We start from the raw sequence: 20192 nt of genomic DNA on the forward strand, positions 1-20192 counted from the left end.
AAGGGGAGCGAGAGGATGAAGATCATCCCGATCTGCGCGCTGACGGCCGTTACTATCGGCGCCTGTTCATTGGTCGAAGCGCAGGACAAGCCGGGTTTCAAGGATACGCCGATGCTGCCGGGCGGCCAATGGCATGTCCATGACCCGGATCGACCGGCGCCCAAGGTCGTCACGCCCGCAGCCGCCCCCGGCGGCGCACCGTCCGATGCCGTCGTGCTGTTTTCCGGCACCTCGCTCGACGCCTGGCGCGGCGAGCGCGCCCCCTGGACGGTCGAGAACGGGGTCATGACCGTTCCCTCCCGTGCGAAGAGTGGCGGCGAGAACAACCTGATCTCGAAGCAGGAATTCGGCGACGTGCAGTTGCACCTCGAATTCCGCTCACCCAACCCGCCGCAGAAGAGTTCGCAGGACCGGGGCAACAGCGGCATCTGGTTCATGCAGCGCTACGAAGTGCAGATCCTCGACGGCCATGACAACCCGACTTACGCCGACGGCACCGTAGGCGCGGTCTATGCCTGGAAACCGCCGCTGGTGAACCCCTCCCGCCCGCCGGGAGAGTGGCAGAGCTACGACATCGTCTTCGAGCGCCCGCGCTTCGATGCAAGCGGCGCCCTGCTGCGCCCGGCCTATGTCACGGTGCTGCTGAACGGCGTGCTGGTGCAGAACCATCAGGCCATGCTGGGCACGACCGCCTGGCGCAAGGTCGCGCAATATTCGGCCCATGGAGACAAGGCGCCGATCCAGTTGCAGGACCACGATTCCCCGGTTTCCTTCCGCAACATCTGGGTCCGGTCCCTCCCGGAAGAGGCAATTGCCCAGGACCTGAAAGGGGTACAACGCTAATGGATCGCAGAAACGCGCTTGGCGGCATGCTCGCCCTGTTCAGCGCCCAGGTTTTCGCCCCGCTTGCCCGCGCCGCAGGTCTCGCCGCCCCTCCAACCATCGATCAGGGCGTGCCGCGCCTCCAGGTCTTCACACCCCACCAGCGCGCGCTGATGACCGCGCTTTGCGAGCGGGTCATCCCCACCACCGACACCCCCGGCGCCATCGCTGCGGGCGTTCCCACCTATGTCGAGAAGTTGCTGGCCGACTGGGCCCTGGCGGAGGACCGCCTGCCGATCCTGTCGGGCCTTGCGGAAATCGATGCCCGCAGCTGGCAGGACTACAAGGTCCCTGCCGTCCAGGCCAAGCCGGAGCAGCAGGACGCCCTCCTGACCCTGGCGATGAATGACGAACTTCCCGATGGCGAGGAGTTCTTCAAGGCGTTCCGGCAGATGGTGATCGTCGGCTACTACACGTCCGAGATCGGCATGACGCAGGAACGCGAATATCTGCCCGTCCCCGGCGAATACAACGGCGCCTTCCCCTATTCTCAGGTCAACAAGGTCTATTCGGCATGATCCTCAATCGTCGTTCCATGATGCTGGGCACCGGCGGTGCCGCCCTGCTCGCAGCCCAGCCCCTCGTTGCGGGTCTCGCCCGCGCCGCGCAGCTTCGCAGCATAGGGCTGCAACTCTACACGGTGCGCGAGCTCTTCGCGGCCGATCCGGTCGCCACGCTCGAAAAAGTGGCGAAAATCGGCTACCGCGAGGTCGAATTCGGCGGCGGCGGGTACGATACCATGGACCATGCGCTGCTGCGCAAGACCATGGACCGGCTTGGCCTGAAGGCACCTTCCATCCATGTCGGCTACGATGCCCTGCTGGACAAGTTCGACGCCAGCGTCGCCATGGCAAAGGCGCTGGGCGCGGACACCATCGTCCTGCCCTACATGGTCGACAAGTACCGCAACGCCGAGGCGTGGGACGCCGCGCTGGTCAATATCAACCGCTTCGGCGAGCAGCTGAAGGCGGTCGGCCTCGGCTTCGCCTATCACAACCATGACTTCGAATTCACCGTGAAGCCGGACGGCGTCAGCCTGTTCGACCGTCTGGTGAAGGCCTGCAACCCGGCGCTGGTGAAGATCGAACTCGATCTCTACTGGGCGATCTATGCGGGACAGGATCCGCAGGCACTGATCCGCAGCCTTGCGGGCCGCGTCTATGCCTATCACGTCAAGGACATGCGCGCAGACCGCAGCATGACCTCAGTGGGCCTCGGCACGATCGACTTCGCCGCCATCTTCAAGCTCAACGGGCTTGCCGGGGCGCAGCACTTCTACGTCGAGAATGACCAGTCGCCCGCGCCCTATCTGCCGGACATCACCAAGAGCTTCCAGACGCTGAACACGCTAAAGTTCTGATTGCGCTTCTGACCATCGACCAGGGAGAGGATAACGATGGCTACTACGGACAGGTTCGATGCGATTGTCATCGGCTCGGGCATCAGCGGAGGCTGGGCCGCCAAGGAACTGACCGAAAAGGGTCTGCGCGTGCTGATGCTCGATCGCGGCCACATGGTCGAGCATGTCGACGACTACACCTACGATGGCAAGCCCGCCTACGAAGTGCCCGCGCGCAATATCATGCCCGACGCCCTGCGCGACAGCGACTACTTCATCGCCCAGCACGGCTATGTCGCGCCCAGCAACCAGGCCTTCTACAACAACGACCGGCTGAACCCTTACGATTACGAGGAAGGCAGCAAGTTCTACTGGATCCGCCCCGCCGCCGTCGGCGGCAAGTCGCTGATCTGGGGCCGCTGGAGCTTCCGCTGGAGTGCCGCCGATTTCGAGGCGAACAAGCGCGACGGTATCGGCGGGGAATGGCCGATCGGCTATGACGACCTCGCCCCCTGGTACAGCTATGTCGAGAATTATATCGGCGTATCGGGCTCGCGCGAGAACCTCGACTATCTGCCGGACAGCGAATTCCAGCCGCCGATGCCGATGAACATTGCCGAAAAATGGATGAAGCAGCGGCTGGAAACGGCCTTCCCCGGGCGAAAGATGATCAACGCGCGCTTGTCCAACATGACCGAGGACAAGCCGGAACAGAACCGCTCCAAGTGCCAGCTGCGCAACCAGTGCGGCAACGGCTGTTCGTTCGGCGCCTATTTCTCGACGCAGGCGGTCACCCTGCCCGCCGCCCGCGCCACCGGGCGCCTGACGCTGCGCAGCGATGCGGTGGTCACCAATCTCGAATACGATCCGACCACGAAGAAAGTCACCGGTGTCCGCTTCATCGATGCCAAGACCGGGCAGGCGGAAGTGGTGCGTGCGCGGGTGGTGTTCCTGAACGCCTCGACGCTCGGCTCGGTGCAGATCCTCATGAACTCGCGCTCCGAAGGTAGCGAGCGCAGCCATTTCGACACCAGTGGCACCCTGGGCCGCTATGTGATGGACCATGTCTTCCGCGTCGGCGTGAAAGGCGACATTCCCGGCATGGAGGAATTCATCGAATATGGCCGCCGCCCCGGCGCCATCTATGTCCCGCGTTTCCGCAACAACGGCAAGGATGAGGACCTCGGCTTCCGGCGCGGCTACGGCTATCAGGGCGGCGCCTATCGCGAACCGTCCAAGCCGGTCGGCTTCGGCGCTGCGATGAAGGAAGGCATGCGCCGCTACAGTGGCTGGAAGTTCCAGATGGGCGCATTCGGCGAATGCCTGCCCTATGAGGACAACCGCGTCTCGCTGAATCCGAACAAGGCGGACCGCTTCGGCCTGCCGCTGATGCGCTTCGACGTCACGTTCCGCGACAACGAACTGCGCATGATGGCCGATGCCCGCGAGCAGGGCGAAAGGATGCTGCGCGCCGCGGGCCTCAAGAACGTGGAGAGCAAGGTCAAGGAGCACGTGCCGGGCGATGCTATCCACGAGATGGGCGGCGCGCGCATGGGTGACGATCCGCGCGCCTCGGTGCTCAACAAGTGGAGCCAGGCGCATGACGCCTCCAATCTCTTCGTCACCGACGGGGCGCAGATGGCCTCGATTTCCTGCGTCAATCCCTCGCTGACTTTCATGGCCCTGACCGCGCGTGCGGTGGATCATGCCGTGAAGGGACTGAAGGCAGGCACGATCTGACGCAGAACAGCAGGCCTCTGGCGGCAGGTGCGGGTTTTCAACGCTGTGAAGGTGTTGGAAACCCGCTATCGGAGGATATGGAAACACGAATCTGATGGCGAGGCGCAACGAAAACGGCGTGACGATCCGCGCAGTGGCGCAGCGCGCAGGCGTGTCCGCCATGACCGTATCGAACGTCCTGAACGGCGCCGGACGTGCCAGCGCCGCCACGGTGGCCACGGTCCGGGCGGCGATCGCGGAACTGGGCTATGTCCCCAATCTCGCCGCGCGGCGGCTGGCGAAGTCGCGCGCGACGACTGTAGGCCTGCTCTACAGCAATCGGCGCACGCCCTTTCTGGACGCCGTGCTGGTGGGTGCCTTGCGCGCGACCAATGCCCACGGCCTGCAACTGATCCTGCGCGACGGCGAAGGCGTCAGCCGCAAGGAAGCCGAACGCATGGCGCAGGACCTCGTGCGCTCCGGCGCCGATGCACTGCTGCTCATCCCGCCCTTTGCCGAGCAACTCAGCGGATCGGACATCGTGCCCGAACTGGGCGTTCCTCTCGCCGCGATCGCAACCGGCACGGCGATGCCCGACGTCACCACCGTCAGGATCGACAATCGCGCCGCCATGCTGTCGCTTACCAGCCACGTCATTGCAGGGGGGCACCGGCGCATCGCCTATGTCGCAGGCCCCGATCATTACAGCGTCGTCGCGGCGCGCCTCGACGGCTTTATCGCGGCGCATGGCGATGCCGGGATTCCCACGGACACCGACCTGATCGTCCAGCACGGCGAGTTCGACTATGATGCAGGACAAGCGGCAGCGCGCATGTTGCTGTCGCGATCCGATCGGCCGACCGCGATCATCTGCAGCAGCGACGACCTTGCCGTCGGCATCGTCGCCGAGGCCAATCGCCAGGGGCTGAAATTGCCCGCCGACCTGACTGTTACAGGCTTCGACGATACCATCCTGGCGTCGCGCATCTGGCCGCCGCTCACGGTCGTGCGGCAGCCGGTCGAGGATATGGCATTCCGCGCCGCCGAATGCCTGATCGCCGCACTTGGAAAAACCGAAAGCGGCGTGAGCGACGAGATTTTCGATCACACCATCGTCGTTCGCGAATCCATCGCACGACAGCCGATATGATGAACCGCAACCCACCGGCCCTCGGAAAACCGGCCTGCAGGAAAAGGAAAGCTGCACCATGGAAGCAAGCAGACGGGAAATGGCAGTCATGATCGCCCTGGGCGGCACAGGCATCGCCCTGGGTGCGACGGGTGCCGCAACGGGCGCAGAGGCGGCCACCGTTCGCCCCCGACTGGTTCACCACGTGTTCTTCTGGCTCAAGCGACACGGCTCGCAGGAGGATCGCGATCGGCTGATTGCAGGCCTGCGCACCTTGCGAGGCATTCCCGTGATCCAGAACCTCGAGATCGGCATTCCTGCCAGCACCGAGGCGCGCGATGTCGTCGATGCCAGCTACGACGTTTCCGAACTCATGTTCTTCGGCAGCGTGGAAGACCAGAAGACCTATCAGGATCATCCGATCCACCAGGCCTTCGTAAAGGCTTGCGAGCATCTCTGGGACAAAGTCGTGGTCTACGACATGGCGGTGGTCCCGGACGGCAGTTCAGTTCCAACAGCCGGTTCAGGCTAAGGAAACTGCCGGGGTTCTTGCCCGCGCTGCATACGCCAGCGCCACAGTCCGGTCAGGAACAGCAAGCCCGGTATCAGTCCTATGCCAACCAGGAGAACGCGCAGGAACAGTCCGCCAATCGATCCGTCGTGAAGCGGATGCAACCAGTTGGTGACAAGCGCGGCCGGCTCTGCCTGTCTGCTGTCATCGACACGCAGGACTTGTCCGTCGTACTGATCGACAAAGACGAAGCTATGCGGAAAGCGGAAGCTGGGGTCGTCCGGCTGCTGCATGCGTACCATGAACGCACCGTCTCCCGGCCCCGGTGCTTCCACCCAGGCGATCCTGGCGTCCGGCAATTCCGCATGCGCGGCAATCAGAGCCTGGCGGATCGGTACCTGCCTGCCGGTCCGCCCGCTTGAATGAGGCGCAGGTTCCGCTTTTGCTGTGCCCAGAATGGGCGCCATCACGGCACCAGTCTGGCCGGGAAGCGCCAGCATCGCCCCGGTTATCGCCAGCATCAGCAACAGTGCGAGCCCGCCGAGCCCGGCAAGCTTGTGGATATCGCGCAGACGGCGCGATGGTGAACCTTCGTGCTTGTAGCGAAAGGCTTTGCGCCAACTTGCCCGAGGCCACCAGGCCCAGAGACCCGTAGCGAGCAGGAAGACCAGACCAACGCCGATCCAGCCGACCGCGGCATGGCCGGTTTCGCCCAGTGCCAGTTGCATGTGCAGGTCGTAGATGAAGGTCATCAGGTACTCACCCCAGACCGCCTCGCGCAGGATCGTTCGGCCGTCGGGCGAAAGCCAGACCATCACGCGCCGGTCGTGATGACCGGCATGCGGAGGCTGATAGCGCACCGGCAATGCGCCGGGTTCCCCCGTCACCTCGAAACGCCAGTTGCCCTTCCGATCCGGCCAGCGGGCATGGAGCGTCGTGAGGGCGCGATCCCATACGGGAGAGTTCCAGCCCAGCGCGGGCTGCGACGTCTCCACCCGAATTTCCGGGTGGAGATAGCCATCGATGGCCTGATAGAACACCAGCGCCGATCCGGTCAGCCCGAGCAGTGCGAAGAACCCGCCTAGGGTCAGTCCCAGCCACAAGTGGACCTTGCGCACGTTTCGTCGCATGGTGGACCCGCTAATCCGCATCGCCATCAGAAATGCGTCGCCAGCGCCAGTTCGAAACTGCGCGGCGCGCCGATATAGACGTTGGTAGTGGGATAGCCCGAATACTCGGCGTAGAACTTGTCGGTAAGATTGCGCGCGCGGAAGGTCAGCGAGCTCGCCGCGGCCACCTGCCAGGAAACCGCCGCGTCGAAAGTCGTGCGCCCCTCGACCCTGATGGTATTGGCGGTATCGGTGTAGAAACCCGAAACGTAGTTGGCAAAACCGCTTAGCGTTATCCGCGTGCCGGGGATCGCGTAGGCCGCATTGGCGCTTGCGGTGGTCGTCGGCGTGTTGATCGGGCGATTGCCGGTGCGCACGGCTCCCCCCGCCTCGACGAGTTCGTCGTATTTGGCATCGGTGTAGCCCAGGCTCGCCCCCAGCGAGAGCTGCCGCGTAGGAGCAGCGGCAAGGCTAAGTTCCATCCCGCGCGAGGACTGACTGCCGCCCTGCACGGTGATCGTGGGATCGCCTGGATCGCGGGTGAGAATATTGTCCTGCCTGATCCAGTAGGCGGCGCCCGTCACCGTCAGGCGCTTGTCGAAGGCCGAAAGCTTGACACCGCCTTCGGCCGAGCGGCCCTTGGTCATCTTGAAGCCGGTATTGGCGATCGATTGCAGGAGGATCGTCGAGACCGGCACGGTCGCCGTCGTGTACTGCGCGTAAAGCGTCACGCCGCCGCTCAGGTCGTAAGTGGAGCCAACGCGCCACGACAATGGATGATAGTGCGGATTGGCGCGCTGCAGTGTGTTCGGAACGGCGTTGTAGTCGGTGACGGCCCGCTCCAGATCGATCTGGTCATAACGCAGCCCGCCGACCACCAGCCAGCGCGGCGTCAGGTTCAGGGCATCCTCGGCGAAGACCGACAGCGTCTTCAGCGTCGAATCGTAGAGAACGTTTCCGCGGGTATAGGCGCTGTCCGAGGTCGGAAACGAGCCGACTTGCGGATCGTAGGGATCCACGGCTGCCACCGCCCCGCTGGACGATTGCTGGCGCAGGCTGGCGAAATCGGTGTGGTTGTACTCCGCCCCCACACTGAAGCGATTGCGCAAGCCCGCCAGAATACTGTCGTTCGAGACCGTGGTACGCAGGTTCCAGAAGGTTTGATCGTGATAGAAGCGCTGAAGTGTGCGACTGAAGCTGCCGTTCGGGAACGCGCTGGTCGGCGCGACGAAAGTCTGCGTGTCGCTCAGCACGAAGGCGCGGTCGGCGGTGTACCATGTCAGGTCGGTTCCCCAGGACCACCCGCCTCCCAGCTTCCAGTCGATGCGCGAGCGCAGCGTGGTCTCGTCCGAACCCGAATAGGCACCAGCGGGGTTGTAGTTCCGGCGGCGCAAGGCCTTGTCGATCACCAGTCCATTGCTGCTGCGCAGGACCGAGCTGGGGTCGCGCGCAACGGCGGCCGAAACGAGCGGCAGGCCCTGGTAAGTGCTGTCATAGCGATCGTTGAAGTGATCGACCGCGACGAGGATCGAGAGGTCCTGCGATGGCTGGAACAGTGCGCTTGCGGTTACGCCGGCGGAGCGGGTGGCATTGTCGTCGACGTCGTAGAGACTGTCGGAGCGCATGTTGCTGACGTCCGCACGCAGCGCCAGCTTGTCGGAAACCTGATAGTTGACGCCGCCGGTCGCCGTGACCGTATCGAAGCTGCCCACGCTGATCAGGGCATCCATGTGATCGCCGTCGAAAACGGGTTTGCGTGTCACCTTGTTGATGACGCCGCCCAGCGCGCCCTCGCCATAGAGGACGGAGGCCGGGCCCTTGATCACCTCGATCCGGTCGAAGTGCCAGGTATTGGTGTCGCGCTGCACGACGGTGGAGGTGGAGACGCGCACGCCGTCCTGCAGGATCGAAACGGCGCTGCCGGAAAAGCCGCGCATCATCACCGCCGCGGGATTGCCCGGAACGTTGCCCGAGATCGCGCCGGGAATACCGGCGAAAGCTTCGCGCGCGGTACGCAAGCCGCGGAACTGGATATCGGCCTGGGTAATCGTCTCGACCGTTGCCGGCGTCTCGCGCGCGGTCAGGTCGAGGCGGCTGCCGGTGGCGTTCCCGGCGTCCAGTTTGAGCTGGTCGGTCTGGCCGACAACGACGATCTCGTCGCGCGGCTTCTCTTCGGCAAATGCGGGCGTGGCGATCGCGGCCAGTGCGGCGGCGATCGCAAGAACGGAAGTCTGCATCGAAAACCCTGTTTTTCGCACGCAGGCGTCAAGCGCGCGCGTGCGTTACCTGAAGTCGAGCGGAAGCGTGCCGGCGCAATTTGCCGGGCCCCGCACACGGGACATCAGGTCAGGGCTGGAGGTCCTCTCAAGGGTGGACGGAGATAATATGACCAGGTGAGAGCCGCCGGGCGGATAGCCGCAAACCCCAGCGCCATGATGAAGGCAATGGCCAGAGCCAGCTGCACCGGATCGGCACCGCCCAGCGAGGCCATGGACAGCGCCCCGAAGGGACACTCGCCCTTGGCAGGCTTGCCGGGCACATGATCCGAACCTGCCTTCGTCGGCACCAGCATCTGCAGCGTGGAGCTGCCCCCGGTGGCATCATGGCAGATTTCGATGGTGATCGTGCGGTGATGCTGCCCCAGCATGAAGCCGCTGGGGAGCAGCGCCTTGAGGCAAAGCGCCAGCAGAGCAAGGACAAAGGCCTGCCGGTAGTGTCGCTGGAAATAGGCGCGCAGGGTCCCCATCGCCGTTCGCCTTAGCCTGCCCATTCGGCCCTGTCATCAGGACAAGATGTCATACCGCCCAAGCGGCATTCAGGTGAAAGGGCGCCGTCCGCTCAGGGTTTCGGAGTTCATGGTGTTGCCGTTCTTCACGCGCTGCCAGCAACGAAACCGCCATACAAACTTGCTAATGCGAGTTGATCGCATTAGTGCGCCCCCAAGTTTCAGGGGATTCACATGTCCAAACTCTCCATCATTTCGGCCGTCCTGCTCTGCGGCACCTCGTCGATCGTTCACGCGCAGACGGCGCCCGCCGACGAGGATCAGCGCCGCGGCGGGGACATCATCGTTACCGCCACCGGACAATCGGAAGCGATATCGACCACCAAGAGCGCGACGCCGATCATCGAATCCGCGCAGTCGATCTCGATCATCAATCGCGACGAGATCGACTTGCGCGCATCGCCGACCATAGCCGACGCCCTCAGCTATACCGCTGGCGTGCAGGCGGAGCCCTCCGGCATCGACAGCCGCACCGACGAAGTTTCCGTGCGCGGCTTCGGCGCGGGCGGGTTCTCATCGAACAACAACTTCGTCGACGGCCTGCGCCTGCCTTCCGGCGGCCAGTGGACCCGCCCCGGATTCGACACTTTCGCGCTCCAGCAGATCGAAGTGCTGAAGGGACCATCGGGCGCGCTCTATGGCCAGACCGCGCCGGGCGGCGTCGTCAATATCGTGTCCAAACGCCCGACGGACACGTTCCATGCCGAATTCATGCTCCAGGCCATGGGCACCACCGATCTCGACAACTGGAACGGACAAGCTGCGGCGGATGTCGGCGGACCGATCTCCAGCACGCTGTCCGCGCGCGTCGTCGGCCTGGCCCGTTATGGCGACACGCAAGTCGACGGCGTCACCAATTCCCGCCAGTACGTCTCGCCCAGCCTGACCTGGAAACCCGACGACCAGACGACCTGGACCCTGCTCGGCCAATACCAGCGCGATGAAGGCGGGGCGACCTTCCAGTTCCTTCCCGCCCTTGGTGCGCTGCGCATGAGCAATGGCCGCTACATCGCCAACGACGCCAATCTGGGCGAGCCGGACTGGAACACCTTCGATCGCAATCAGTACCTCGCGGCCTCGTTCTTCGAGCATCGCTTCGGCGACAGCGGGCTGACGGTGCGCAACAACACCCGCTACACCCATATCGACACGCTCTATCGCGTGGTCGTGCTTTCCGGCGATACGCTGACCACCTGCCCTTCGACCATTGCCGGCTGCATTCCCGGCCAGACGATCGGCCGCCGCGCCGTTCAGGGCACCGGCGAAAGCGATGGCTGGGCCACCGACACCCAGCTTCAGTACGAAGTGAACACTGGGCTGCTGAAGCACACGATCCTCGGCGGCGTCGACTACTTCCACACCGAGTGGGAACACTATCGCGATCTCGTGAGGGCCTCGCTCGTTCTGCCCATTCTCGACATCTTCGATCCCGAACCACGCGGATCGGCCGGCTTTGCCGCGAACATGAGCCCGCAGATCTATACCGAGACGGTCAGCCGCCAGACCGGCGTATACCTGCAGGACCAGATCGCCCTCGGCCGACTGCGCGTCACGGTGGGCGGGCGCCAGGATTGGGCCAAGGACCGCACCCATAATCCCGTCACCGACAAGACCTATGTCACCAAGTCTGACGCCTTCACCTGGCGCGCAGGCGCGGTCTATCTGTTCGACAACGGGCTTGCTCCTTACGCCAGCTATTCGGAATCGTTCCAGCCGCAAGTCAGCGATCCCTCCACCAGCCTCAACGGTGAACCGTTCGTGCCCACCACCGGGCAACAGTGGGAAGCCGGTCTGCGTTACCAGCACAAGGGCATCTATGTGACGCTGGGCGGGTATCAGATCACCCAGCAGAACATGACGACGCCCGATCCCGCAGGAACGCTGTGCGGCACTTCGACCTGCCTGGTCCAGACCGGCGAAGGCCGCGTGCGCGGCATCGAGCTTGAGGCCAAGGCCAGCCTGCCGTTCGGCTTGGCGGTCATCGGCACGACCACGCGCACCTGGAGCAAGATCACGGAGTCGAACACCGTCGCCCAGCTTGGCAACAGGCTGCCGCAAGTCCCGGAATGGATGGCCTCGCTGTTCCTTAGCGAAAGCATCCGCTCCGGCCCGCTCACGGGTCTCGGTTTCGGCGGCGGCGTGCGCTATACCGGCAAGAGCTACGGCGACACCAACAACACCCTCGCCATCCCGGACTACACGCTGTTCGACGCCTTCATCCGTTACGAACTCAGCGACCGCACGACCCTGTCGCTGAACGGACGCAACATCGCCAACAAGCGTTTCGTCGCCACCTGCACCGCCACTTCGGCCTGCTATTACGGGCAAGGTCGCAGCGTTACCGCTCGGCTTCAGTTCAAGTGGTGAGCGGGCGCAGGCTGGCTGCCGCCCTGGCGATGACGTCCATGGCGGCGGGTGCGACGGTGTCGTTCCCCACCAATGCCTCCGCCGCACCCTGGCAGATCGAACGATCGGACGTCCTTACCTTGCGTTCGGCGGACGGGCACGATTACCGGGTCATGGTGGCATGGCCCGAAGGCCCGCCGCCGCCGCAGGGTTGGCCGGTGCTCTGGCTGCTGGACGGGGAAGACAACTTCGCCATCGCCACGATGACGGCCCGCCGCCTTGCCGGTGCCCGCGCGCGTTCCGGGGTCGAGGAAAGCGTGATCGTGGCCATCGAATCCGGTTCGCTGCCGCGCCGGATCCTGGACTATACGCCGTCCGTGCCGGGATATGCCATTCCGGCCGGGTCCCCGGCCAGCGGTCGGCCTCTGGGTGGAGGCGATGCTTTTCTTACCTTCCTGCGGGACGAGGTCCGCCCGCAAGTAACCCGGCGCTGGAAGATTGACACCGGCCGCGAAACCCTGATGGGGCACAGTTTCGGCGGACTGCTGGCGCTGCACGCTCTGGCAGGCGGCGGCTTCTGGTCGCGCTATGTCGCGGTCAGTCCTTCGCTCTGGTACGGCAACGGCCTTGTCGCCCGGGAAGCCGCAGCAATGTCCGCAACCTCGGGCAAACGCGTGCTGATGGCCGGGGGCGACCGGGAGGGCGCTCCGGCGGGAGGCTCGGGAAGCCTTGGCCATGTGGCCGCAACGCTATCGACCCATGGCATTGACGCACACGCCGTAGTGCTTGCGGGTCAGACCCACGGCTCGACGATGATGGCGGCCATGGCAGACGGCATCGCGCTGGCATTCGGGCAGCCGGAACGGAAGGACGCGAAATGATCTTCGCGCTGGGCGGAGGGCTGCTCGCCCTGTTTTCGAGCGTGCTGCTCTATCTCGCTTCGCCCAACCAGCGCTGGGGAGAACTGCCCTTTCCGCCGCGCCTTGCCGGATGGGGCGGGCTGCTCTTCCTGGTCGCCGGCACGGCGATGATGCTTCGCTGGGCAGGCCCCGCGACGGCGATCTTCATCGTCATGACTCTGGCGATGACGGTCTGGAGCCTGGTCCCGCTTGTCGTCGCCTGGTTGCGGCGCGAACCGGAGGGTCGAAAATGAACAAACCGCTTTCGAGCAAGGACTGGTTCGGGAAATCCAGCGCCGGTCTGATCCTGGGCTTCACGCTTGCCTTGGGCGCGGCAGGCCTGTTTCAGCGGCTCGCCGGAGTAGGCGACACCTTCTTTTCGACCAAAGGCCAGTTCGCGATGTGGCTGATGTCGCCGGTCTGGGCCCTGACCCTCAGCTTCTGCTTCATGTTCCGCTCGACCGCCCGTGCCTGGTGCTGGCTGGCGATCGCCAATCTCGCGATTTGGGCAATCGTGCTGCTGCCGGGAGGTTCGCACCCGTGAAGCTGCCTACAGACCTTGTAAGGATGTACAAGGAGATCCACGGCTGGGTCGGGATAATCTCCGGGCTCGCGCTGTTCGTCGCCTTCTATGCGGGCGCCGTCACGATGTTCGAAACGCCGCTGCAACGCTGGGCCTCTCCGCCCCCTGCGCTGGCCTCGGCGCCATCGCTGCAGCGGACGCCCGAACTCGTCGCCAAGGCACTGGCTGCCCATCCCGAGGCCGCGAAGGGGTATGAGATCCACCTGAAGATCGATTCCGCCAATCCCGCCCGCATGAGCTGGACTTCGACACGAGGCGAGGAAGCCGAGCATGGCGGCGGTGTGAAGCACTACGCCTCGCTCGCGCCGGACGGTACGCTTCAGGTCGCGACCGGAGGCCCTTCGGAAGTAGCGCAGTTTATCGACGTGCTGCACCAGCAGGTCGGTCTGCCCTTCCCGCATGAGATCGCGATGCCGATCATGGGCGCGATCGCCCTGCTCTACACGATTGCGCTCGTATCCGGGCTGGTGGTCCTGCTGCCTAGCCTCGTGAGCGATCTCTTCGCGCTGCGCATCGGCAAGAACGTCAAGCGCATGTGGCTCGACGTGCATAACGTGCTTGGCCTGTTCAGCTTGCCGTTTCACATCATCATGGCGCTGACCGCCGTGGTTTTCGCATTTCACGACCAGTTCTATGGCGCGCAGGGGATGGTTTTCGGCGGCCAGGAACGCGCAGGCCGCGCAGCCATGTCCGCAGCCGCCCCGCCTCGGCAGTCGCTTTCCCCCGTCCAGCTTGTGCAGCGCGTGAAGGCGCAGGCCCCCGGCTTCACGCCAGAAATCCTGGTCTATGGCCAGGGACGCGGCGGATTGCCGTCCCTGCGCGTGCAGGGCAGCGACGCGCGCCATGGCATGCGTGCGCCGACTTACGGAATGGCGGGTATCGATCCTGAAACGGGGGCGATCACCGCCACCGACTACATGCCGGGCATGCAGGATGGATGGTCCGCTACGATCACCAGCTTCTTCGCCCTGCATTTCGGCAATTTCGGCGGCAATGCAATCCGCTGGTCCTACTTCCTGCTGGGATTGGCGGGGGCATTCCTGTTCTACACCGGCAACCTGCTCTGGGTGGAATCGCGCCGCAAGAAGGAGCGCAAGGCGGGCGCCGTCGAACAGACGCGCGCGACGAAAATACTGGGCGCGCTGACGGTCGGCGTCCCACTCGGCTGCATCGCCGGTATTTCGCTCACATTCGCAGCGGCAAAGCTATTGGGCGCGAGCGCGAGCTACGGTCTGCACAGCGCAATCTACTACGCCGTGTTTCTCGGCGCGACCGCTTGGGCGCTATCGCGGGGAGCGGCACGCTCAGGCGCGGAACTGACACTGTTCGCCGCTCTTTCCATGCTCGCGATCCCGGTTTCAAGCCTGCTGGCCGGCTCGCGCTGGTTCGACACGGCCAGCCTCGTCCTTGTCGATACCGCTGCGCTGGCCCTTGCGGCCATGCTCTTTTTGGCTGCGCGCACGGCGAAAAAGCGAGCGCGGCAAGGCCCCCGCGACAGCGTCTGGTCGCATCGCGAGGAAGGGCCTCAGCCAGTCTGATAAGTGGTCGCGCTGGCTGTGGCCGATGCACCTCCAGCGTGGCTCCCGAGAAAATTCTCCATATCAATGATATGTTGCAACATCACCAAACATGAGGCAAGGCACCGCGGAAGCACCAAGTATCGCACCGCAAATCCAGCAATAATCAGGAAACAAAATGATTGAGCCCGCCTTGCCGATCCTGATCGAAGATGTGTTTCTAGCTTACGGCGACCATCCTGTGCTGAACGCTCTTTCGCTCAACGTCGCCGCCGGTACGGTCACCGCATTGCTGGGCGGCAACGGCGCGGGTAAGTCGACCACGTTGTCGACGCTGCTGGGCTTCGTTCGCGCCGATGCCGGCCGCGTGGCGATCTGCGGTATCGATCCCGGCAGCCAGCCCGAAGCCGCCCGTCGCAACATCGCCTACCTGCCCGAGAACGTTGCGCTCTACGAACACCTGACGGCGGTTGAAAATGCCCGGTATCTGCTCGCCTTGTCCGGCGATACGCAGGATCGCGCGGCCATCACCGATGCCTTCGCGGCGGCAGGTCTTCAGGAACGTGCGTGGGACCAGCGGCTCGGCGCCTTTTCCAAGGGCATGCGCCAGAAAGTGGCAATTGCGGTCGCGCTGCTCCGCGAAGTGCCGGTGCTATTGCTCGACGAGCCGACATCGGGCCTGGACCCGCGCGCGACGGCCGATTTCAACGCGCTTGTCCTGGCCGTGCGAGAACGGGGCACGGCTGTCCTCATGGTTACGCACGACCTGCTGAGCGCGGCGGATATCGCCGATCGCATCTGCTTTCTCGAAGCCGGCCGGATCGTCGAGGATGTCACGGCCGATGGCCCGGATCGCTTCGACGTGCGCGCACTTCACGCAAGGTTCGCCGTGAGCGCCGAAAGGCTGGCGGCATGAACGTCGTCCGCCTGATTGCACGGGACGAGTTGCGACTTATGGCCCGCAATCGCGTGGCCGTGATCGCCTCTGTGCTGATGGTTCTGCTCACGCTCGTCGCGGTTGCAAGCTCGTGGGCGCATCAGCGCGGCATCGCGGACTTGCGTGAGCGTCACCAGCATGCCGCCGAAGAAGCCTTCGACGGGCAACCGGACCGTCATCCGCACCGCATGGTCCACTATGGCACTTTCATCTTCCGCCCGCTGAGCGCGCTCGCCGCCTTCGATCCCGGCGTCGATACCTTCACCGGCAATTCGATGTTTCTGGAAGGCCATCGGCAGAACACCGCCAATTTCGGCGACGTCAACCAGAGTTCGCTGCTGGTCCGTTTCGGCCAGCTGACGCCCGCCTTTGTGCTGCAGGCCGTGGCGCCGCTGCTGCTGATCTTCCTCGGCTATGGAGCCGTCGCGCGCGAGACGGAGCGCGGGACGCTGCGCGTGCTGATGATGCAAGGCGCCAGTCGGACGCAGATCGTGGGCGGCAAGCTGCTCGCGCTCGGCACCGTCGCTCTGCTGGTCGCACTCCCCGCGATCGTCGGCCTCGTCGCCCTTGCCGGACAGCCTGGCGCTTCGGCCCTGCCGATGGCGGTCATCGTCTTTGGCTATACGGCATGGCTGCTGCTCTGGGTTCTGGCGATCGTGCTGGTTTCGACGCTGGTGCGTCGTAGCCGCGACGCCCTGCTGGCACTCATCGCGATCTGGGCGGTCATGGTGGTCCTGCTGCCACGCGTAGCGCCCAGTCTTGCAGAGGCGGCGGTCCCCTTGCGCAATCGCATGCAGACCGACGTCGCCATCGCCCGCGATCTGCGGAAACTGGGTGACGCGCACAACCCCGAGGATCCGACTTTCGCCAGGTTCAAGGCATCGGTGCTGGAACGCTACGGCGTCACCCGCGTCGAGGATCTGCCGGTGAACTACAAGGGCCTGCTCGCCGTCGAGGGTGAGCGGATCACGTCCGACCTGTTCAACCGCTACGGTAGCGAGAGCTACGATGCGCAAGGCCGCCAGAACGCGATCGCCGGCGCCATCGGCGTGATCAGCCCGGCCATTGCCCTGCGCTCTCTGTCGATGGCGGCGGCCGGGACGGACTTTGCGGCCCATCGCGGGTTTCTCGAACAGGCGGAAGCCTATCGCTACAGTCTTGTCCAGCGTCTCAATCAGTTGGAGGCCGATGGCGTCAGCTATGCCGATGACACCGCCAAGGACTCCGGTGCCGACCGCCGCAAGCGCGTATCGGCCGATCATTGGGAAGCCATGCCCGACTTCACCTACAAGGCGCCGACCGGCGCTACGCTGGCGGGCCGCGCCCTGCCCGGCCTTGCCATCGTGCTCGGCTGGCTTGCCGCTGCCGCCGCGCTGCTTGCGCTGGCCACCCGCCGTCTGGGAGAGCGCCGATGACCCTGTGGATGCATGAACTGCGCCTGCTGATGCGTCAGCGGCTGGCAGCCACTGCGCTCGCCCTGCTGGCAGCGCTTACTATTGCAGCGCTTGTCGCGGGCATGGCGGAAGTCGCGCGGCAGCGCGCTGCCATCGCCGCCATTCCCGCAGCGCAAAGCGAAGACATCGGCGCCATTGCCGCCTGGGTGGACAAGGAGAAGGACGCGGGCAGCGCGGCCTATTACAGCTTCCATCCGACCTGGAACGCGCCCTCCCCGCTTGCCTTCGCGGCACTGGGGATGCGGGACGTGTCGCCCTACATCCTGCGTGTCCGCGCGCTCGGGCTGGAGGCGCAGATCTACGACGGCGACACCTTCAACCCCGAAATGGCCCTGCCCGGCCGCTTCGACTTCGCGTTCGTGCTGGTTTTGCTTGCCCCGCTCTTCGTCATCGCCCTGTGCCATGACCTGACATCCAGCGAGCGCGAGGCGGGGCGCTGGCGCACGCTGGCGGCATTGCCGAACGGCGGCGCGGCGCTCTGGCGGCGGCGCGTGCTGCTGCGTCTGGCGCTGCTGTGGAGCGTGATCTGCGTGCCCTTTGCGGTTGCGGCAGCACTCTCGGGCGCAGGCTTTACAGCGGTCCTCACGATCCTGCTGATGGTCGCGGGCTATCTGCTGTTCTGGGTCGTTCTCTGCGCGCTTGTCGAGCGGCTGGGATGGAGCAGCACGGCCAATGCAGCCACAACGGCGGCGCTCTGGCTGATGCTCGTGCTCATCCTGCCGACGCTGGGCCACGTCGCCATCAACCGGGCGATCCCGATCGATCAGGGCGCCGAGATCGCCCTCGCGCAGCGCGAGACGGTCAACCGCGCCTGGGACATCCCGCGCGAGGATACGATGAAGGCGTTCTATGCCCGTCATCCGCAATGGGCGGACTCTTCCCCGCTAACCTCCGCATTCCATTACAAGTGGTATTTCGCCTTCCATCAGGTCGGCGACGAAAGCGTGGCCGGCAAGGTCCGCGCCTATCGCCAGGGCCTCGAAGCGCGGGACCGCGCCGCCCGCGGTCTCGGCTGGTTGCTGCCTTCCGTAGGCGTCCAGTCCGTGCTGACCGGCATGGCCAGGACCGACCTTTCCGCCCAGTTCGCCTATCGCGATCGTATTCGCGACTACCACCGGCAGCTCCGCGAATTCTACTACGGCTACATGTTCCGCGACCGTCCCTTCGGCAAGGCGGACTTCGAGCGCGCGCCCGTGTTCGACGCAAAGACCTGAAACGGGCCGAGGGCGCCGGTGTGCGGCAGAAGTGTCTGCATACCGGCGCACAACTTGTTGATCGAATTCAAACGCTTTTTGAGATTGGTTCGCAACAAGTGATCTGTTAGTGGCCCAGCATGGATAAGCCCTTCGGGAGCAACGCGGAAACGGACAGGCCGGATCATCTTGGCGTGTTCACCAAGAACCGTTCAGCTCTCATCCGCTACGCATCGACGATAACCGGCGACATCGGACTGGCCGAAGACGTCGTGCAGGATGCCTGGACGCGTTTCATCGACGCAGCCGAAGTCCAGGCGATCCATGAACCCGATCGCTTCCTGTTCCGAATCGCACGCAATCTCGCGCTGGATGCCAGACGGCGACGCGCTTTCGAGGGCCGCCTGTTTGCGCAGGATGCGACCGACGCCGCGCAGCGGATCGCCAGCGACATGCCCTCGGCGCAGGCCAGCGCGGAAGCTGCCGATGAACTCGCTCACATCATGGATGCCGTCTCTCGCCTGCCGGAACGGACACGCCAGGCCTTCCTCCTGCACCGGGTCGAAGGGCTTACGCTGGTCGAAGTGGGCGCCCGGCTCGGTCTGTCGAAAAGCCTTGTCCACGAACTGGTCGTTTCCGCGCTGGAACAGTGCCGGAAGGCTCGCCGCCAGGGAGGTCCACGGCGGTGATCATATTTTTCCGGAAAAATAGCGGCGCCATTCGTCGTCCAGATAACGAGAGAGAAAACTTCGGACATTCGACGGGAAAGACGCAGGTTCCATGATCAGCGAAGACGGGAACATGAGTGCCCTCGACCGGGAGGCGCTGGATTGGCTGGTTCGCCTCGACGACCAGCCTGGCGACGAGGCCGTGCATGCCGCGTTCGAAGCCTGGCTGGAAAGCAGCCCGGCGCATCGGGCCAGTTGGGAGACGGCACTCGATCTGGCTTCCGAGGTCGAAACGGCGTTTCCCTCGGTCATGGTTCAGGACAATGCGCCTGCCCGTGACGGAGCCCTATCGAACGATGTCATCGCGCTACCGCTCCGCGAGAAGCGAGCCCGTTCGCGCGGGCCGCGCTGGGGTCTGGTGGGCGGCCTCGGTCTTGCCGCCTGCCTTTGCCTCGCGGTCGCCCCGGATGTGGCGCTGCATCTGCGCGCGCAGGAAATGACCGGCGCAGGCGAGGTCAGGTCGCTCGTGCTGGATGACGGCACCCAAGTGAAGCTGGCGCCCGACAGCGCCTTGTCCTTCGCGATCGACGGCAAGACGCGATCCGCGCGCCTGCTGCGCGGCCGCGCCTATTTCGACGTGGCGCACGATACGGCACGTCCGTTCCGGGTCATGGCTGAGGACGCCGTGGTCACCGTGCTGGGCACGGCGTTTGAAGTGGACGGCCTCTCCGACAACGCCTCGGTGGCCGTGCGCCGCGGCATCGTTGCTGTCGACTACGCCGGACACGGCCCGCGCACCGTTCTGCACCGGGGCGAGACGGTCTCGCTTGCGGCAGGTGGCCAACCCGAACGCGGCATGGTGCGCGCGGAGCGCGTCGCCGGATGGGTCGAGGGCAGGATGTTCGTGAAGGACCGGCCGGTCGGCGAAGTGCTCGATGCGCTGCGCCCCTGGTACGGCGGCTGTATGATCGTTCGAGGCCCGGGGCTGGCGACCCGCCGGGTGACCGGGATCTACGACCTCCGCGATCCGAACGCCGCCTTGTCAGCACTCGGCAAGGCCCATTCCATCCGCGTCAGAGCCATCACGCCGTGGTTGAAAATCGTCACTGTGCAGTAGGATG

The 20192-nt window shown here is 64.8% G+C and carries 19 protein-coding genes; 16 read left to right on the forward strand and 3 right to left on the reverse strand.

Features of this window, described 5'->3' with window-relative positions:
• The first annotated feature begins 15 nt into the window (after positions 1-15).
• The 6 genes from NTCA1_RS03110 to NTCA1_RS03135 all read left to right on the forward strand — a co-directional run bounded on the left by NTCA1_RS03110 (position 16) and on the right by NTCA1_RS03135 (position 5601).
• A complete protein-coding gene (locus NTCA1_RS03110) occupies positions 16-843 on the forward strand; it encodes a DUF1080 domain-containing protein (RefSeq protein WP_159828130.1) in 828 nt (275 codons plus the stop codon).
• Positions 843-1400, forward strand: coding sequence for a gluconate 2-dehydrogenase subunit 3 family protein (locus NTCA1_RS03115; RefSeq protein ID WP_159828133.1), 558 nt, complete (start codon positions 843-845; stop codon positions 1398-1400). Before NTCA1_RS03110 ends, NTCA1_RS03115 begins: the two co-directional genes overlap by 1 nt.
• Positions 1397-2242: a sugar phosphate isomerase/epimerase gene (locus NTCA1_RS03120; protein WP_159828136.1), complete on the forward strand. Its 846-nt coding sequence runs from the start codon at positions 1397-1399 to the stop codon at positions 2240-2242. Before NTCA1_RS03115 ends, NTCA1_RS03120 begins: the two co-directional genes overlap by 4 nt.
• Before the next feature lie 36 nt (positions 2243-2278).
• Positions 2279-3961, forward strand: a complete 1683-nt coding sequence (locus NTCA1_RS03125) for a GMC oxidoreductase (protein ID WP_159828139.1) — start codon at positions 2279-2281, stop codon at positions 3959-3961.
• A 94-nt stretch (positions 3962-4055) separates the two neighbouring features.
• Positions 4056-5090 (forward strand): LacI family DNA-binding transcriptional regulator, encoded by a 1035-nt coding sequence (locus tag NTCA1_RS03130; protein ID WP_159828142.1) that lies wholly within the window; start codon positions 4056-4058, stop codon positions 5088-5090.
• Between the two features lie 58 nt (positions 5091-5148).
• Entirely contained in the window at positions 5149-5601 is a 453-nt protein-coding gene (locus NTCA1_RS03135; protein ID WP_236549062.1) for a Dabb family protein, read from the forward strand.
• Here NTCA1_RS03135 and NTCA1_RS03140 read toward each other — a convergent pair.
• From NTCA1_RS03140 to NTCA1_RS03150, 3 genes are all read right to left on the reverse strand, one after another.
• Positions 5598-6737 carry a PepSY domain-containing protein gene (locus tag NTCA1_RS03140; protein WP_159828145.1) on the reverse strand — a complete coding sequence of 380 codons (1140 nt, stop codon included), beginning with the start codon at positions 6735-6737 and terminating at the stop codon, positions 5598-5600. The genes NTCA1_RS03135 and NTCA1_RS03140 overlap by 4 nt on opposite strands.
• Positions 6737-8926: a TonB-dependent siderophore receptor gene (locus NTCA1_RS03145; protein WP_159828148.1), complete on the reverse strand. Its 2190-nt coding sequence runs from the start codon at positions 8924-8926 to the stop codon at positions 6737-6739. Before NTCA1_RS03145 ends, NTCA1_RS03140 begins: the two co-directional genes overlap by 1 nt.
• 104 nt (positions 8927-9030) lie before the next feature.
• Complete coding sequence (locus tag NTCA1_RS03150; protein ID WP_159828151.1) at positions 9031-9435, reverse strand: DUF2946 family protein; 405 nt, start codon at positions 9433-9435, stop codon at positions 9031-9033.
• Positions 9436-9648: 213 nt separating this feature from the next.
• Here NTCA1_RS03150 and NTCA1_RS03155 point away from each other — a divergent pair, with 213 nt between their 5' ends.
• The 10 genes from NTCA1_RS03155 (at position 9649) to NTCA1_RS03200 (ending at position 20188) form a co-directional block, all read left to right on the forward strand.
• Positions 9649-11841: a TonB-dependent siderophore receptor gene (locus NTCA1_RS03155; RefSeq protein WP_159828155.1), complete on the forward strand. Its 2193-nt coding sequence runs from the start codon at positions 9649-9651 to the stop codon at positions 11839-11841.
• Positions 11838-12701, forward strand: a complete 864-nt coding sequence (locus NTCA1_RS03160; RefSeq protein WP_159828158.1) for an alpha/beta hydrolase — start codon at positions 11838-11840, stop codon at positions 12699-12701. Before NTCA1_RS03155 ends, NTCA1_RS03160 begins: the two co-directional genes overlap by 4 nt.
• On the forward strand, positions 12698-12973 hold the full coding sequence (locus NTCA1_RS03165) for a hypothetical protein (RefSeq protein WP_086491016.1): 276 nt from the start codon (positions 12698-12700) through the stop codon (positions 12971-12973). The genes NTCA1_RS03160 and NTCA1_RS03165 overlap by 4 nt, the downstream gene beginning before the upstream one ends.
• Positions 12970-13263 carry a hypothetical protein gene (locus tag NTCA1_RS03170; protein ID WP_159828161.1) on the forward strand — a complete coding sequence of 98 codons (294 nt, stop codon included), beginning with the start codon at positions 12970-12972 and terminating at the stop codon, positions 13261-13263. The genes NTCA1_RS03165 and NTCA1_RS03170 overlap by 4 nt, the downstream gene beginning before the upstream one ends.
• Complete coding sequence (locus NTCA1_RS03175; RefSeq protein WP_159828164.1) at positions 13260-14840, forward strand: PepSY domain-containing protein; 1581 nt, start codon at positions 13260-13262, stop codon at positions 14838-14840. The genes NTCA1_RS03170 and NTCA1_RS03175 overlap by 4 nt, the downstream gene beginning before the upstream one ends.
• 157 nt (positions 14841-14997) lie before the next feature.
• The gene (locus tag NTCA1_RS03180; protein WP_086491013.1) at positions 14998-15735 is read left to right on the forward strand and encodes an ABC transporter ATP-binding protein; all 738 of its coding nucleotides are present in this window, start codon (positions 14998-15000) and stop codon (positions 15733-15735) included.
• On the forward strand, positions 15732-17171 hold the full coding sequence (locus NTCA1_RS03185; RefSeq protein WP_159828167.1) for a DUF3526 domain-containing protein: 1440 nt from the start codon (positions 15732-15734) through the stop codon (positions 17169-17171). The genes NTCA1_RS03180 and NTCA1_RS03185 overlap by 4 nt, the downstream gene beginning before the upstream one ends.
• Positions 17168-18424, forward strand: coding sequence for a DUF3526 domain-containing protein (locus tag NTCA1_RS03190; protein WP_159828170.1), 1257 nt, complete (start codon positions 17168-17170; stop codon positions 18422-18424). Before NTCA1_RS03185 ends, NTCA1_RS03190 begins: the two co-directional genes overlap by 4 nt.
• A gap of 119 nt (positions 18425-18543) precedes the next feature.
• On the forward strand, positions 18544-19092 hold the full coding sequence (locus NTCA1_RS03195; protein WP_159828173.1) for a sigma-70 family RNA polymerase sigma factor: 549 nt from the start codon (positions 18544-18546) through the stop codon (positions 19090-19092).
• Positions 19093-19183: 91 nt separating this feature from the next.
• Complete coding sequence (locus NTCA1_RS03200) at positions 19184-20188, forward strand: FecR family protein (RefSeq protein WP_159828176.1); 1005 nt, start codon at positions 19184-19186, stop codon at positions 20186-20188.
• Positions 20189-20192: the final 4 nt, after the last annotated feature.

It is taken from the genome of Novosphingobium sp. TCA1, assembly GCF_009811895.1.
Classification (GTDB): Bacteria; Pseudomonadota; Alphaproteobacteria; order Sphingomonadales; family Sphingomonadaceae; genus Novosphingobium; species Novosphingobium panipatense_A.